The organism is Bradyrhizobium cedriense (assembly GCF_054602315.1).
In genome coordinates this window covers 490,829-504,111 of sequence record NZ_JBTSWB010000005.1, presented here as the reverse complement: position 1 = coordinate 504,111, position 13,283 = coordinate 490,829, and the positions used below count along the sequence as shown (strand labels likewise).

General features: G+C 65.7%; 14 protein-coding genes. 10 read left to right on the top strand and 4 right to left on the bottom strand.

From position 1 onward, the window contains the following. Window positions 1-12: 12 nt before the first annotated feature. From ACYCVF_RS23600 to ACYCVF_RS23590, 3 genes are all read left to right on the top strand, one after another. Window positions 13-756, top strand: coding sequence for a TetR/AcrR family transcriptional regulator (locus ACYCVF_RS23600; protein WP_459600750.1), 744 nt, complete (start codon window positions 13-15; stop codon window positions 754-756). Further along, window positions 753-2,309 (top strand): acyl-CoA synthetase, encoded by a 1,557-nt coding sequence (locus tag ACYCVF_RS23595; protein ID WP_459600748.1) that lies wholly within the window; start codon window positions 753-755, stop codon window positions 2,307-2,309. The genes ACYCVF_RS23600 and ACYCVF_RS23595 overlap by 4 nt, the downstream gene beginning before the upstream one ends. A 116-nt stretch (window positions 2,310-2,425) precedes the next feature. Continuing rightward, a complete protein-coding gene (locus ACYCVF_RS23590) occupies window positions 2,426-3,100 on the top strand; it encodes an alpha/beta hydrolase family protein (RefSeq protein ID WP_459600746.1) in 675 nt (224 codons plus the stop codon). Between the two features lie 81 nt (window positions 3,101-3,181). Here ACYCVF_RS23590 and ACYCVF_RS23585 read toward each other — a convergent pair whose 3' ends face one another. Next, a complete protein-coding gene (locus tag ACYCVF_RS23585) occupies window positions 3,182-4,156 on the bottom strand; it encodes a ketopantoate reductase family protein (protein WP_459600744.1) in 975 nt (324 codons plus the stop codon). A gap of 154 nt (window positions 4,157-4,310) precedes the next feature. On the opposite strand from ACYCVF_RS23585, the gene ACYCVF_RS23580 reads away from it, so the two are divergent. Then, window positions 4,311-5,114 (top strand): enoyl-CoA hydratase-related protein, encoded by an 804-nt coding sequence (locus ACYCVF_RS23580; protein ID WP_459600742.1) that lies wholly within the window; start codon window positions 4,311-4,313, stop codon window positions 5,112-5,114. Window positions 5,115-5,117: 3 nt separating this feature from the next. On the opposite strand, the gene ACYCVF_RS23575 is transcribed toward ACYCVF_RS23580, so the two are convergent. Both ACYCVF_RS23575 and ACYCVF_RS23570 read right to left on the bottom strand, forming a co-directional pair. Further along, complete coding sequence (locus ACYCVF_RS23575) at window positions 5,118-5,390, bottom strand: hypothetical protein (RefSeq protein WP_459600740.1); 273 nt, start codon at window positions 5,388-5,390, stop codon at window positions 5,118-5,120. A gap of 157 nt (window positions 5,391-5,547) precedes the next feature. Further along, a complete protein-coding gene (locus ACYCVF_RS23570; protein WP_459600738.1) occupies window positions 5,548-6,432 on the bottom strand; it encodes a LysR family transcriptional regulator in 885 nt (294 codons plus the stop codon). A gap of 111 nt (window positions 6,433-6,543) precedes the next feature. Here ACYCVF_RS23570 and ACYCVF_RS23565 point away from each other — a divergent pair, with 111 nt between their 5' ends. The 4 genes from ACYCVF_RS23565 (at window position 6,544) to ACYCVF_RS23550 (ending at window position 10,668) form a co-directional block, all read left to right on the top strand. Continuing rightward, window positions 6,544-7,911: an FAD-dependent oxidoreductase gene (locus tag ACYCVF_RS23565; RefSeq protein WP_459606626.1), complete on the top strand. Its 1,368-nt coding sequence runs from the start codon at window positions 6,544-6,546 to the stop codon at window positions 7,909-7,911. Between the two features lie 33 nt (window positions 7,912-7,944). Continuing rightward, a complete protein-coding gene (locus ACYCVF_RS23560) occupies window positions 7,945-8,949 on the top strand; it encodes an ABC transporter substrate-binding protein (protein ID WP_459600734.1) in 1,005 nt (334 codons plus the stop codon). A gap of 128 nt (window positions 8,950-9,077) precedes the next feature. Then, window positions 9,078-9,851, top strand: a complete 774-nt coding sequence (locus ACYCVF_RS23555; RefSeq protein WP_459600732.1) for an ABC transporter ATP-binding protein — start codon at window positions 9,078-9,080, stop codon at window positions 9,849-9,851. Continuing rightward, window positions 9,844-10,668: an ABC transporter permease gene (locus ACYCVF_RS23550; protein WP_459600730.1), complete on the top strand. Its 825-nt coding sequence runs from the start codon at window positions 9,844-9,846 to the stop codon at window positions 10,666-10,668. Before ACYCVF_RS23555 ends, ACYCVF_RS23550 begins: the two co-directional genes overlap by 8 nt. A 157-nt stretch (window positions 10,669-10,825) precedes the next feature. Here ACYCVF_RS23550 and gtdA read toward each other — a convergent pair whose 3' ends face one another. Continuing rightward, window positions 10,826-11,866, bottom strand: coding sequence for a gentisate 1,2-dioxygenase (gene gtdA, locus ACYCVF_RS23545; protein WP_459600729.1), 1,041 nt, complete (start codon window positions 11,864-11,866; stop codon window positions 10,826-10,828). Window positions 11,867-12,044: 178 nt separating this feature from the next. On the opposite strand from gtdA, the gene maiA reads away from it, so the two are divergent. Together maiA and ACYCVF_RS23535 are read left to right on the top strand one after the other, a co-directional pair. After that, window positions 12,045-12,677 carry a maleylacetoacetate isomerase gene (maiA, locus tag ACYCVF_RS23540; RefSeq protein ID WP_459600727.1) on the top strand — a complete coding sequence of 211 codons (633 nt, stop codon included), beginning with the start codon at window positions 12,045-12,047 and terminating at the stop codon, window positions 12,675-12,677. Continuing rightward, on the top strand, window positions 12,667-13,179 hold the full coding sequence (locus tag ACYCVF_RS23535; protein ID WP_459600725.1) for a MarR family winged helix-turn-helix transcriptional regulator: 513 nt from the start codon (window positions 12,667-12,669) through the stop codon (window positions 13,177-13,179). Before maiA ends, ACYCVF_RS23535 begins: the two co-directional genes overlap by 11 nt. Window positions 13,180-13,283 lie beyond the last annotated feature (104 nt).

Genomic DNA, 13,283 nt, shown 5'->3' with positions numbered 1-13,283 from the left:
AACCGATCGAGCATGGCTTCAGCGCCGTCCATTCCGCCGCCCCCGCCGCCGCCTTCCCCCTGGCTGCCGTTCGAGAGCAGGCGCCGCGCCCGCGACGAGAAGCGCGAGGCGGTGCTGCGGGCTGCGGTACAGCTCTTCCTGGAGCAGGGCTATCATCGCGTGACCCTGAACGAGGTCGCCGATCGGCTGAACATCACCAAGCCCGCGCTGTACAATTACTTCCGGAGCAAGGACGAAATCCTGTTCGAGTGCTGGTCGATGGGCGCCGAGCTCGTCGACGGCGTGATCACGGAGATCAACGCCGGCGGCGGTTCGGGCCTCGCCAAGCTGCGCAAGCTCGTGCACGCCTATGCCGGGCTGATGGCGACCGATTTCGGCGCGAGCCTGGTGCGTTTCGACTTGCGCGACCTGACCGAGCGAAACGCCGGTGTCGCGCGCGCTGCCAAGAAGCGGATCGACGCCACCTTCCGGAAGTACATCTCGGGCGGCATCGACGACGGTTCGATCAGGCCTTGCGACCCCAAGCTTGCGGCGTTCGCGATCGCGGGCTCGCTCAACTGGATCGGCCATTGGTATCGCCGTGACGGCGGGCTGTCGCCGACCGCGATCGCCGACGAGTTTACGGTTCGGCTGACCGAAGGCCTGGCGACCGACGGCAGGCCGCAGATGACAAAGAAGACGCCGAGGGCGCCGCAACGGCGCAACTCAGGACGCAAAGCAACAGGGACGAAGCGCACAGGAGGAGGAACGCCATGAACATCACGCACGGGCTGCGGCGCGCGCTGCAGATCAACCCGAACGGGCTCGCCACCGTCTATGGCCAGCGGCGCCGCAGCTGGGGCCAGCTTGGCGAACGCGTTGCAAGGCTGGCCGGCGGCCTGCGCTCGCGCGGCGTCAAGGACGGCGATCGCGTCGCAGTGCTGTCCTTCAACTCGGACCGCTATCTCGAGCTCTACCTCGCGACCGGCTGGGCGGGCGGCGTGATCGTGCCGCTCAACATCCGCTGGAGTGCCCTGGAAAACGAAGATGCGCTGCGCGACTGCCGTGCCTCCGTTCTGCTGGTCGACAAGGCGTTCGCCCAAGTCGGCGCGCAGCTCGCCGGCGCCATTCCGGGGTTGAAGCTGATCTATGCCGATGACGGCGAGGTGCCGGCCGGGATGGAGAGCTACGAGGATCTGGTGGCCGGCAGCGCTGCGGTTGCCGATGCCATGCGCAAGGGCGACGATCTCGCCGGCATCTTCTACACCGGCGGCACCACCGGGCGTTCCAAGGGCGTGATGCTCAGCCACCAGAATCTGATGGCCAACGCGCTCAACGCACTCGGCGAAGGACTGTTTCCGGCGAGCACGACCTATCTGCATGCGGCGCCGATGTTCCATCTCGCCAACGGCGCTGCGATGTATTCGCTGCTGCTCTCCGGTGGGTCAAACGTGATCGTTCAGGGCTTCACCCCCGAAGGTGTGATGGCTGCGATGCAGAACGAGCGCGTCACCGACGTTCTTCTGGTGCCCACGATGATCCAGATGTTCGTCGATCACCCCGCGATCGGCAACTACGATTTGTCGTCGCTCAGGCACATCATCTATGGGGCCTCGCCGATCAGCGAGGCGGTGCTCGACCGGGCCGCTCGCGCATTGCCGCATGTGCGTTTCACGCAGGCCTATGGCATGACTGAATTGTCGCCGATCGCGACGCTGCTGCATCCCGACCAGCATGTCGGGGAGGGGCGCAGGAAGGGGCGCCACCGCGGTGCCGGCCGCGCCACGCTCGGCTGCGAGGTGCGGATCGTTGACGAGAACGACCGACCGGTGCCGGCAGGCGCCGTCGGCGAGATCGTGGTGCGCGGCGACACGGTGATGATGGGCTATTGGGAACGGCCGGAGGAGACCGCGCGCGCCGTCGTCGATGGCTGGATGCACACGGGCGATGGCGGCTACATGGACGAGGACGGGTTCATCTATGTCGTCGATCGCGTGAAGGACATGATCATCTCGGGCGGCGAGAACGTGTATTCGGTCGAGGTCGAGAACGCGCTGGCGCAGCACCCGTCGGTGCTGCAATGCGCCGTCATCGGAATTCCCAATGAACAATGGGGAGAGCAGGTCCATGCCGTCGTGGTCAGACGCAATGGCGCGGAGGTTTCGGCCGGCGAGCTGATCGAGTTCACGAAGACGTTGATCGCGGGCTATAAATGTCCCCGCAGCATCGAGATCACCGAGACGCCGCTGCCGCTGTCCGGCGCCGGCAAGGTGCTGAAGCGCGAGCTGCGCCGGCCGTTCTGGGAAGGTCGGGAACGCCGGGTCAGCTGACGGCTTCCGCTCGCGTCGAGGTGCACACACGCCCGCGACGAGCGCGCGAAGTTTCGTGTTTTCAGATCGCGGTCGCGCAGGTACCATTGGCCCGATCCATTCGGGAACATTCAGTCTTGGTCGAGACGCGCGAGCTCAAGCTCGACATCGAGCGCATTGGCACGGTCTCGGCGATCCTGACGCAGCCGGGCCTGCCGCGCGCCTGCTACGTGCTGGCGCACGGCGCAGGTGCCGACATGCGGCATTCCTTCATGGAGAAGGCCGCAGCAGGTCTCGCGGAGCGCGGCATCGCGACGTTCCGCTTCAACTTCCCGTACATGGAGAAGAAGCAGGGGCGTCCCGACTCGCCGGCGGTCGCGCATGCCGCGATCCGCGCTGCAGTCGCGGAGGCCGCGAGGCTGTGCCCGGGATTGAAGCTCGTCGCCGGCGGCAAATCGTTCGGCGGGCGCATGACGTCGCAGGCGCAGTCGAAGGCACCGCTGCCCGGTGTCAAAGGGCTCGCCTTCCTCGGCTTTCCCCTCCATGCCGACAAGAAGCCGTCGGCCGATCGGGCCGAGCACCTTGCCGGCATCGCGATCCCCATGCTGTTCCTGCAAGGCACGCGCGACGGGCTTGCCGATCTCGGCCATCTCAAGCCTGTCATCGAGCGGCTTGGCGCGAAGGCAACGCTGCATGAAGTCGAAGGCGGCGATCACTCTTTCGCGGTGTTGAAGAAGTCCGGCCGCAGCAATGACGAAGCGCTGACGGAAGTGCTGAATACGCTGGTGGCCTGGATCGACGAACTCACCTGAGGCACGGGTATGATCCGGGCAGTGTGCAGCGGCTTTCCAGAAGGATCATACTCCAGAAGATAATGTGAAGCGCATCGCGATTCACGCGGAATAGAGCCCCTTGTCGCGCGCCTTCTGGATTGCGAGCGCGGCGATCAGGTCGAGCGTCGGTGTCGACAGGCCGGCGGTGCGCGCGAAGGCTTGGGGCGCCTTCACCAACACGTCGATCTCCATGGCGCGACCGAGCTCGTAATCCTGCAGCAGCGACGGCTTGTGATTGGGGGCAGGGCCGCTGCGGGTGACGCGCTTGACTTCGGGGATGAAGTGCTGGGCGATCTCGTTGGCCTCGTTCAGCATGCGTGGAATCACCTCCGCAAAGGCGGGGTCGTCGCGCACGCCACGGGCGGTCTGGCCGGTGAGCAGGCACAGCACCGACAGCGACATGTTGGTCAGCAGCTTTGACCAGATCGCCTCGCGGATCTCGGCCACAGGCGGCGATTCCAGCCGCGCATCGTTGAAGACGCCGCGCAGCCTGGTGATGCGCTCGCAATTGCGGTCGTCGCACTCGCCGATCAAGAGGCGATTGCGCTCGGGCGTGAGGTTGTGCACCACGCCCGGCGCGATCACCTCGTTGGACGAAAAGACGACGCCGCCGATGATCCGTTCCTTCGGGATGCAGGCGCGGAGGCGCCCGCCGGGATCGAGGAAGGAAATGTCCGGCGGGGCGGGGTGCCGCGGCGGCAGGCCGATGCCGTACCACCAGGGAATGCCGTTCTGGGCGAACACGATCGCCGTGTCGTCCTTCAGCAGCGGCTTGATGTTGGAGACCAGCCCGGTCAGCGCGGTCGCCTTCAGCGTCGAGATCACGACGTCCTGGGGGCCGAGTTGGGCCGGATCGCCCGATGCGTTCACCTTGGCGCCAACCTCGGAATCGCCGACACGCAGCTTGAGGCCGGCTGCGCGGGACGCCTCCAGATGCGCTCCCCGCATCACGCAACTGACCTCGTGGCCGGCGCGCGCCAGCCGGACCGCAATGTGGCTGCCGACGGCGCCCGCGCCGAAAATGCAGATGCGCATGTTTGTGTCCCGTCCTGATCTTTTTCCGCCCGGCGGCCAGCATGACACAAGCCGCCATGCGATGGACGCGGCTGCCCCACGCCGGAAAGATATGGATCAGGACGCGCGGCCTCGGCCATAGTGAGCAGCAAACAAACCGACCGGAGGATCGCCGATGACCGCCAACCCTGTCCTGTGGACATCAGATGAGCGCGGCGTCGCGACCGTCACGTTGAACCGGCCGGAGGTCAACAATGCCTATGACGACGCCCTGATCGCGGGGGTGCTCGCGGCCATGGACGATCTCGGCAGAAAGCCGAACCTGCGCGTCGTCGTGCTCAGGGGCAATGGCAAGCATTTCCAGGCCGGCGCCGACCTCAAATGGATCAATGGCGTGCGGCCGCAATCGACCGAAGTGAACGAAACAGCCTCGCGTGCGACCTTCGAGGCGGTGCAGCGGCTCAATACCTTGCCGATCCCGACCGTCGCGCTGGTGCAGGGCGGCTGCTTCGGGGGCGGCACCGGCGTGATCGCGGCCTGCGACGTCGTGATCGCAGCAGACAACGCCCTGTTCTCGATCACCGAGGTGCGCTGGGGCCTGACCGCGGCCATCATCATCCCGCAGCTCTGCGACGCCATCGGCGTCCGGCAGGTCCGCCGCTACGCGCTGACCGGCGAGCGTTTCGGCGCCGAGGATGCCCGTCGCATCGGCCTCGTGCACGAGGTGGTGCCGCTCGCCGAACTCGAGGCCGCCGGTGCCAAGGTGGTCGAGCAGCTGCTCGCCAACGGACCCGAGGCGATGGCCGAGACCAAGCGCCTTGCGCTGGAAAGCTCGTTCGGTGGCATGGCGGTGGACGATGCCGCCTACAGCCGCCTCGTGCAGCTGCATTCGCTCAAGCGCCAGAGCGCCGAGGCGGCGGAAGGGCTGACTTCGTTTGCGGAGAAGCGCGCGGCGAATTGGGGCGGCGAAAAAGCCTGACCGTCAGCAGCCGCGGCAGATGTTGTTGATGCTGCGATAGACGGCGTCTTCGTCCTGCCGCATCTGGCGCAGCGTTTCGAGCGCGTTGCTACTGTCGGTCGCCGGCGCCGGCTTGCGCTTTGCAGCGAGCTCGTCCTCCTGGCGCTTGTAGCAAGCCTCGCGATCGGCCTTGGCCTGGATGAAGCGGCAGTTTTGTTCCACGGCTGCGGCGGGAGTCGCCGACAGTGCGAGGACGGTCGCGACGGGCAGGGCGAATTTCACGGCCAACGAATCCATGGCCGCCCTTCTCTCAGGTCCGCTGTTCAAGGGCAACTGCCAACTTGTGTCAATCGCGCGTAGCCCGGATGAGCGCAGCGATATCCGGGAATTCCACAAGCGGTCCCGCATGTCGCTTCGCTCATGCGGGCTACGGCTACCTCGCAATTGACACGCCTCACAGCGACGACGCGAGTGACGTCTTCAGCAGGTTGAGCAGCGCCTGCACCGCGGCTGCATTCCGCCGCCGCTCGGGAATCGCGGCCTTCACCCACAATTCCGGAATCGGAAACTCGCGCAGCACCGGCTTGAGCGCCCCGTCGCGTAAGGCATCCGCCACGAGATAATGCGAGATCAGCGCGATGCCGTTGCCGGCGATGGCGCTGCGCGCCAGTACGTGACCTTCGTTGGAGGAGAGCAGTGGGCTGACTTGGACGCTGATGCGGCCGCGCGGTCCCTCGAAGACCCATTCGGGGCCGGTCGGCATGAAACTGAGGCAACGATGCTCGACGAGGTCGCGCGGATTTCTTGGTGCGCCGTGCTTCTTCAAGTAAGCGGGGGAGGCACAGAGCAGCCGCTTCAGCGGGCACAAGGGCTCGTCGACGACGCCGCCGAAGGAATGCGGGAAGGCGCCGATGGCGATGTCGAAACCTTCAGCCACAGGGTCGACCGGACGATCGATCAACACGATGTCCAGCTTCAGCCGAGGGTTATGGGTCTGGAAGGCGCTGAAGGCATCTGCAAGGCGCGCCACGGTCAGCGAGGTCGGAGCCTTGATGCGCAGGTGATCGGCGAGATCGTGGCCCTTCTCGCCCATGCGCGAGAGCAGGTCGGTGGCGTCGGCTACGACGCCGCGCGCGCGATGCACATAGCGCTGCCCGGCTTCGGTGAGCCGCAGTTGCCGGGTCGAGCGCTGAAACAGCGGCGTAGCGATTCGTGCCTCCAATTGCGTCACGCGCTTGGCGACGACCGAGGTCGAGACATCAAGTTTTCGCGCGGCGGCGGAGAAGCCGCCCGCATCCGCGGTGGCGAGGAAGGCCTGCAGGTTCACCAGGATGTCCATGTCCGCCTTTCTCGATTCGCGAAAGCTGATCGCATATTTTGTTGGATTGTAGCTTTCTGCGCGTTAATTCATAGTCGCCCTCAAGCAAGAGATTTCGGGAGCGGACGCGCCATGCGGGCCACGATGATCGAAGAGCCGGCACGACAAGTGCCGCTCTATGGCGAATACGAAGTCGTCGTGCTCGGCGGCGGTCCGGCCGGCATCGTGGCGGGCGCATCAGCGGCGCGCGCGGGGCGGAAGACGCTGCTGATCGAGCGCTACGGCTTCCTCGGCGGCATGGGCACCGCGGCCGGAGTCACCAACTTTTGCGGCCTGCACGGCAATGTCCATGGCGCGCACCGGCGACTGGTGCAGGGCATGGCGTCGGATCTGCTGGCGCGGATTGATCGGCTGAACGGCCTCAACACGCCGCATCTGATCCTCGGCAAGGTCTTCGCGCAGGCCTACGACACCGCCGCGTACAAGATCGCGGCTGACCAGCTTCTGGCCAGTCACAAAGTGAATATCCTCTTCCATGCGCTCGGTGCCGGCGTCGTGATGGGCGATAACAGCCGCATCGACGCGCTGCTGGTCGAGACCAAGGCCGGCCGGCAGGCGGTGCGATCAGAAATCTTCATCGACTGCTCGGGCGATGGCGATCTCGCCGTGTGGGCCGGCGCGCCGTTCGAGATCGGCGACGAGCACGGGCATCCGCTCTACCCCTCGATGATGCTCCGCCTCAACGGCATCGATCCGGAGAAAGCAGGGGAGGCCTGGCGGACCATCCCGCAACTGATGGAGAAGGCGCTCGCTGCCGGCACGCACACATTCCCACGCAAGAGCGCGATCGTGCGGCCGCAAAAATCGGGCATCGAATGGCGGGTGAACTTTACCCAGGTCGCGCGCGAGGACGGCCACGCCATCAACGGCGTCGAGCCCGACGATCTCACCCGCGGCGAGATCGAGGGCCGCAAGCAGGCGCTTGCCGCGTACGAATTCCTGCGCAGCACCGTGCCGGGCTTTGAAAAATCCTACATCGTCGACCTGCCGCCGCAGCTCGGCATCCGCGAGACCCGCCGCATCAAGGGCGGCTACCAGCTCAGCAGCGAGGACGTGCTCGGCTGCGCCTCCTTCGCGGATTCCATCGGCGTCAATGGCTGGCCGATCGAGGCCCATGTTCCCGGCGACGTCGCATTCACATTTCCGCCAATTCCGGAATCGCGCGGCTACAACGAGCTGCCGTACCGGATGCTGGTGCCCGAGGGCATCGACAATCTGCTGGTTGCCGGCCGCTGCGCCTCGATGACCCATGAGGGTCAATCGGCGGCGCGGGTCTCCGGCGCCTGCTTCGTGATGGGCGAGGCCGCCGGTTCCGCCGCCGCGCTGGCGCTCTCCGGCAACCGAATCCCGCGTGACATCCCCGTCGAAAAATTGCAGGAAACGTTGAAGCAACAGGGCGCCTTTATCGGTTGGGACCAGATCGTCCCCGAAGGGCTGTGACGGACTGCCGAAGGAAGACGAGGGAGAAACGGGATGATCGGGATTGCGCGGCTCGCCATAGCCGGCCTCTTGGCGATCTTGGCGGCGGGCACGGCGCGGGCCGACGAGGCGGTGAAGACGAAGGTCGGCGTGCTCCGCCTGTCGTCCTCCGCGCCCGTCTTCATCGCGCAGGACAAGGGCTATTTCCGTGACGCCGGCCTGGAGGTCGAGCTGAAATTCTTCGACGCGGCGCAGCCGATAGCAGTGGCGACGACCTCGGGCGATGTCGATTTCGGCGTCACGGCCTTCACCGCGGGCCTCTACAATCTCGCTGGCAAGGGCGTGTTGAAGGTGATCGGCGGCATGAGCCGCGAGAGGGCCGGCTATCCCCTGATCGGCTATTTCGCCAGCAACAACGCCTATGCGGCCGGGCTGAAGACGCCGAAGGATCTCGCCGGCAAGCGCGTGGCGATGACGCAGGTCGGATCGTCCTTTCACTATTCGCTCGGGCTGCTCGCCGACAAATACGGCTTCAAGCTCGCGGACGTGAAGATCGTGCCGCTGCAGTCATTGTCGAATGCGGCGGCTGCGCTGAAGGGCGAGACCGTCGACGCGGCGCTGCTGCCGGTCTCGACGGCGCGGAAGCTGATGGACGAGGGCGGCGCGAAGTTCCTGGGCTGGGTCGGCGACGAGACGCCGTGGCAGCTGGGCGCGGTGTTCGCCTCACCGAAGACGCTGAGCAACAAGGCGCTGGTGACGAAGCTGCTCGGCGCGCTCGCCAAGGCGGATCGCGAATATCACGACGTCATACTCGCCGCGATGAAGGACGGTGTCGCCCCCATCAACGAGCAGACAAAACCGCTGCTGGAGATCATCGCCAAATACACCAATTTGCCGGTCGAGCAGGTGGTCGGCAATTGCGCCTATGTCGACCCCGACGGCAAGCTCGACGTGAAGAACGTCGGCAATCAGATCAAATGGCTCCAGGAGCAGGGCTTCGCCGACAAGGGTTTTGACGCAAATGCGATCATCGCCAAGGATTATGTGAAGGCGGATTGAGTCCCGGTCATTCCGGGGCGATGCGCAGCATCGAACCCGGAATCTCGAGGTTCCCGGGTGCGCAGTTGCACACTGAGGTCTGGTCCCTTCGGATCATCTCGGAACGACGGAGCGGAAGACGAGACAGAATGGACCTGATCGCCAACCAAATCACCCATCGCTTCGGTGATCTCGCCGTGCTCGAAGACGTCTCCTTCACGGTCAGCGCCGGCGAGGTGGTGGCCATCGTCGGGCCGTCCGGTTGCGGCAAGAGCACGCTGCTGTCGATCCTTGGCGGTCTCTTGCAGCCGACCTCCGGCGCGCCGGAGCTGCGCGGGACGCCACCGTCGGACAGTCTCAATCCGCTGACCTTCGTGTTCCAGGATTTTGCGCTGCTGCCCTGGGCCACGGTCGAGGGGAACGTCGAATTCCCGCTGCTGCACGCCCAGCTCACAGCCACGCAGCGTCGCGCACTGGTCGACGACGCCCTGCGCCGCACCGGCCTGATCGACTTCCGCACCACCTATCCAAAGCAGCTCTCCGGCGGCATGCGCCAGCGCGTCGGCATCTCGCGCGCGCTTGCAGTGAAGCCCGCCATTCTCCTGATGGACGAGCCGCTCTCGGCGCTGGACTCGCAGACACGCGAACTGCTGATGGAGGATTTCGTCCGCCTGCTCTCCGACGGCGGCATGGGCGCGGTCTATGTCACCCACAATCTCGAAGAGGCCGCACGGCTCGCGGACCGCATCGTGGTGCTGTCGCGGCGACCGGGCCGCATCCGCGAGGTCGTGACCGTGCCGATGACGCGCCCCGAACGCGGCGAAGCTGCCGCGCGGGAGAAGCTGCTGGCACTCCAGAACCAGATCTGGTCGCTGATCCGCAACGAGGCGATCGATGCCGAGCGCGAGGTCCAGCATGCTTGATCGTGCACCCGCCGAAGGGACTTTGAAGGAGACCGCGACCCGCCGCGTCCGCTTCCGCGGCGCCGGCTTCGTGCCGGCCTCGAGCCGCTACGGCGGCTGGATCGCGCTCGCGCTCGTCATCGTGATCTGGCAGGCCGCCGGCAGCGCCGGCCTCGTCAATCCGCTGTTCCTGCCGCCGCCTGCGGCGATCGCACGCGCGATCTACCAGCTCGCGATCTCGGGCGCACTCTGGCAGCACGTTTCGGCCTCGCTGCTGCGCATCGGTGTCGGCTGGCTGCTGGGCACCGCCGCCGGCATTGCAGTCGGCTTCGCCATCGGCCTGTCGCGTCTGACGCGCAGCGTCGGCATCACCTTCATCTCCGCGCTGTTCCCGATTCCGAAGATTGCGCTGCTGCCGCTGTTGATCCTCTGGCTCGGCATCGGCGAGGAGCCGAAGATCGCGACCATTGCGCTCGGCGTCTTTTTCTCGACCGCGATCTCGGTCTATAGCGGCGTCGATGCGGTGCCGCGAAACCTGATCCGCATGGCGCAGAGCTTCAACGTTCCGTTCGCGACCATCGTGCGCAAGGTGATCTGGCCGGGCGCGCTACCCGCAATCCTCGCCGGCTTCCGCATCACCGCCTCCGTCGCGCTGCTGCTCGTCGTCAGCGCCGAGATGATCGGCGCGCAATACGGCATCGGCGCCTTCGTGCTCCAGGCCGGCAATCTGATGCAGACCGATCAGCTGCTTGCGGGCGTGGTGATCCTGTCGGTGTTCGGGCTGGCGGTGGGGAAGGTGATCGGCTGGCTGGAGACGCGGCTGTTGCACTGGCGGTAGCTGCAGCCGTCATTGCGAGGAGCGAAGCGACGAAACAATCCAGACTGTCTCCGCGGAAAGATTCTGGATTGCTTCGCCGCGCTCGCAATGACGCGTTGATGGAGATGACCACAAGCCAGATGGTCAAGCCCGGCCATGACGGAGCATGGAGCGCGCCTCACGCGTTGCCGCGATCCTCGCGGAACAGATCCAGCTTCTGCTGCACGGGGCGATCCGAGAAGCTGAACAGCACGGCGTCCTCATCCGCCTCGTGCGTCACCCAGTGCCAACTCGGCACCACGAACAGTTCGCGCGGGCCCCATTCGAAAACAGTGTCGCCGATACGGCTGCGACCGCGGCCCTCGATCGGGCAGAACACCGTCGCATCGGTCGCGCGATAGCGCGCGGTCTTAAACCCTTTTGGCAGCAGCTGGATGAAGGTGCCGATGGTCGGCATGGCGAAATCGCCGGTCTCGGGGTTGCTGAACTTCAGCTTCAGCCCGTGACAGGCATCCCACTCCTGGCTCGTGCGAGCTTTCTCCAGCGCCTCGCGGGTGTAGGCATACGGGTAGCTGAAGATCGGCGAGGTCTTCGAGCTTCGCTTCACGTCGACCGGCAGCAGATTGTGGCCGTAGCGCGCAAAGCTGTCGCCGTCAGGCTTCGTGATCTTCTGCTGGTCTTCCTTGGATCCTTCCGCGAACGAGCAGTCGAAGAACTGCACCAGGGGAATGTCGAGACCGTCGAGCCAGAACATCGGCTGGTCTGTCTCATTGGAATGATCGTGCCAGGTCATCGACGGCGTGATGATGAAGTCGCCGGGCTCCATCGCGGTGCGTTCGCCGTCGACCGCGGTGTGGGCGCCCTTGCCTTCGAGCACGAAGCGCAGCGCCGACTGGCTGTGGCGGTGCGCAGGCGCGACGTCGCCGGGCACCACCATCTGCACGCCGGCATAGAGCGAGGTCGTGATCTTGGACTGGCCGCGCAGGCCCGGGTTCTCCAGCACCAGCACGCGCCGCTCGGCCTCCTTGGCGGTGATGAGCTTGCCGGCCTCGAGCATGTAGTCGCGGATGACGTCGAATTTCCAAAGATGCGGCCGGCAGGCGCTCTTCGGCTCCGGCGTGATCAGGTCGCTCATCACCGTCCACAGCGCGGTGAGATTCTCGCCGTCGATCTTGCGGTAGAACGCCTCGCGTTCCGGCGTCTTGGTCACGGCTTCCATGGTTGCTGCTCCCGATCGTTTGTTGATTGACAGTATACTGACGATCTGGATAGCGTCAATCCTTGCAGATGTTGTTGCTGTCATTCCGGAGCGATGCGATAGCATCGAATCCGGAATCTCGAGATTCCGGGTTCTCGCTTCGCCAGCCCCGGAATGACAGAAAACAGGGAGGATCCCGATGAAGCTGCACGGCTATTTCCGCTCCAGCGCCGCCTATCGGGTGCGGATCGCGCTGAACCTCAAGGGGCTCGGCGCCGAGCATCTGCCGCATCATCTTCGCAAGGGCGAACAATGCGCGCCGGCCTATCTCGCGATCAACCCGCAGGGCCTCGTGCCCGCGCTGGAGAGCGAAGGCGGCACGGTGCTGACGCAATCGGTCGCGATCATCGAATGGCTCGACGAGACGCACCCCCAACCGCCGTTGCTGCCGAAAGATCCGCTTCGCCGCGCCAAGGTGAGGGCGTTCGCGCTGGCGATCGCCTGCGATACCCATCCGGTGCAGAACCTCAAGGTGCTGGCGCGGCTGCGTGAGCTCGGCCTGCCCGAGGAGAAGGTCCAGGACTGGGCGGCCTGGGTCAATCGCGAGGGCCTGTCGGCCTGCGAGACGCTGATCAGGGAGGAACCCGGGCCGTTCTGCTTCGGCGATGCGCCGACGCTTGCCGATCTGTGCCTGGTGCCGCAGCTTGCCAATGCGCGCCGCTTCGGCGTCGACGTCTCCGCCTATCCGCGCCTGCTCAAGGCCGAGGCTACCGCCAAGGCGCTGCCGGCCTTCGCCGATGCCGCGCCGGAGAAGCAGCCCGATGCCGAGTAAGCCTGCCCCTGCGATCACCATGGACGCGGTCTATGCCGCGCCGGGCTATCTGTTTCGGCGCATGCAGCAGATCGCGGTCTCGATCTTCATGGAGGAGTGCAAGGCGTTCGATCTGACCCCGGTGCAATATGCCGCGCTGGTCGCGATCCACACCCATCCCGGCATCGACGCGACGCGGCTGTCGGCGGTGATCGCATTCGACCGTTCGACGCTCGGCAGCGTGATCGAGCGGCTTCAAGCCAAGGGCTATATCGAGCGAAAGCCGGCACCCGAGGACAAGCGGATCAAGCTGCTCTACCTGACGAAGGCGGGCGTGGCGATCCTGCGCGAGATCATCCCGGTGGTCGAACGCGCGCAGGCGCGCATGCTGGAGCCGCTGAAGCCGGCCGATCGCAAGACGCTGATGGGGCTGCTGGTGCAGCTTGTCGATCTCAACAACGAGGCATCGCGCGTGCCGCTGCGGCCCGAGGACGCGCTGGAGCATCTGGGGAAGGCGGGATGAGGGCGCGTGTGGTAACACAGGCGCCGCATTCTCCTCTGTCGTCCCGGACATGCGAAGCGCAGATCCGCGACCCATACGCCGCAGCAGCAGTTTGGCGAAGCCTG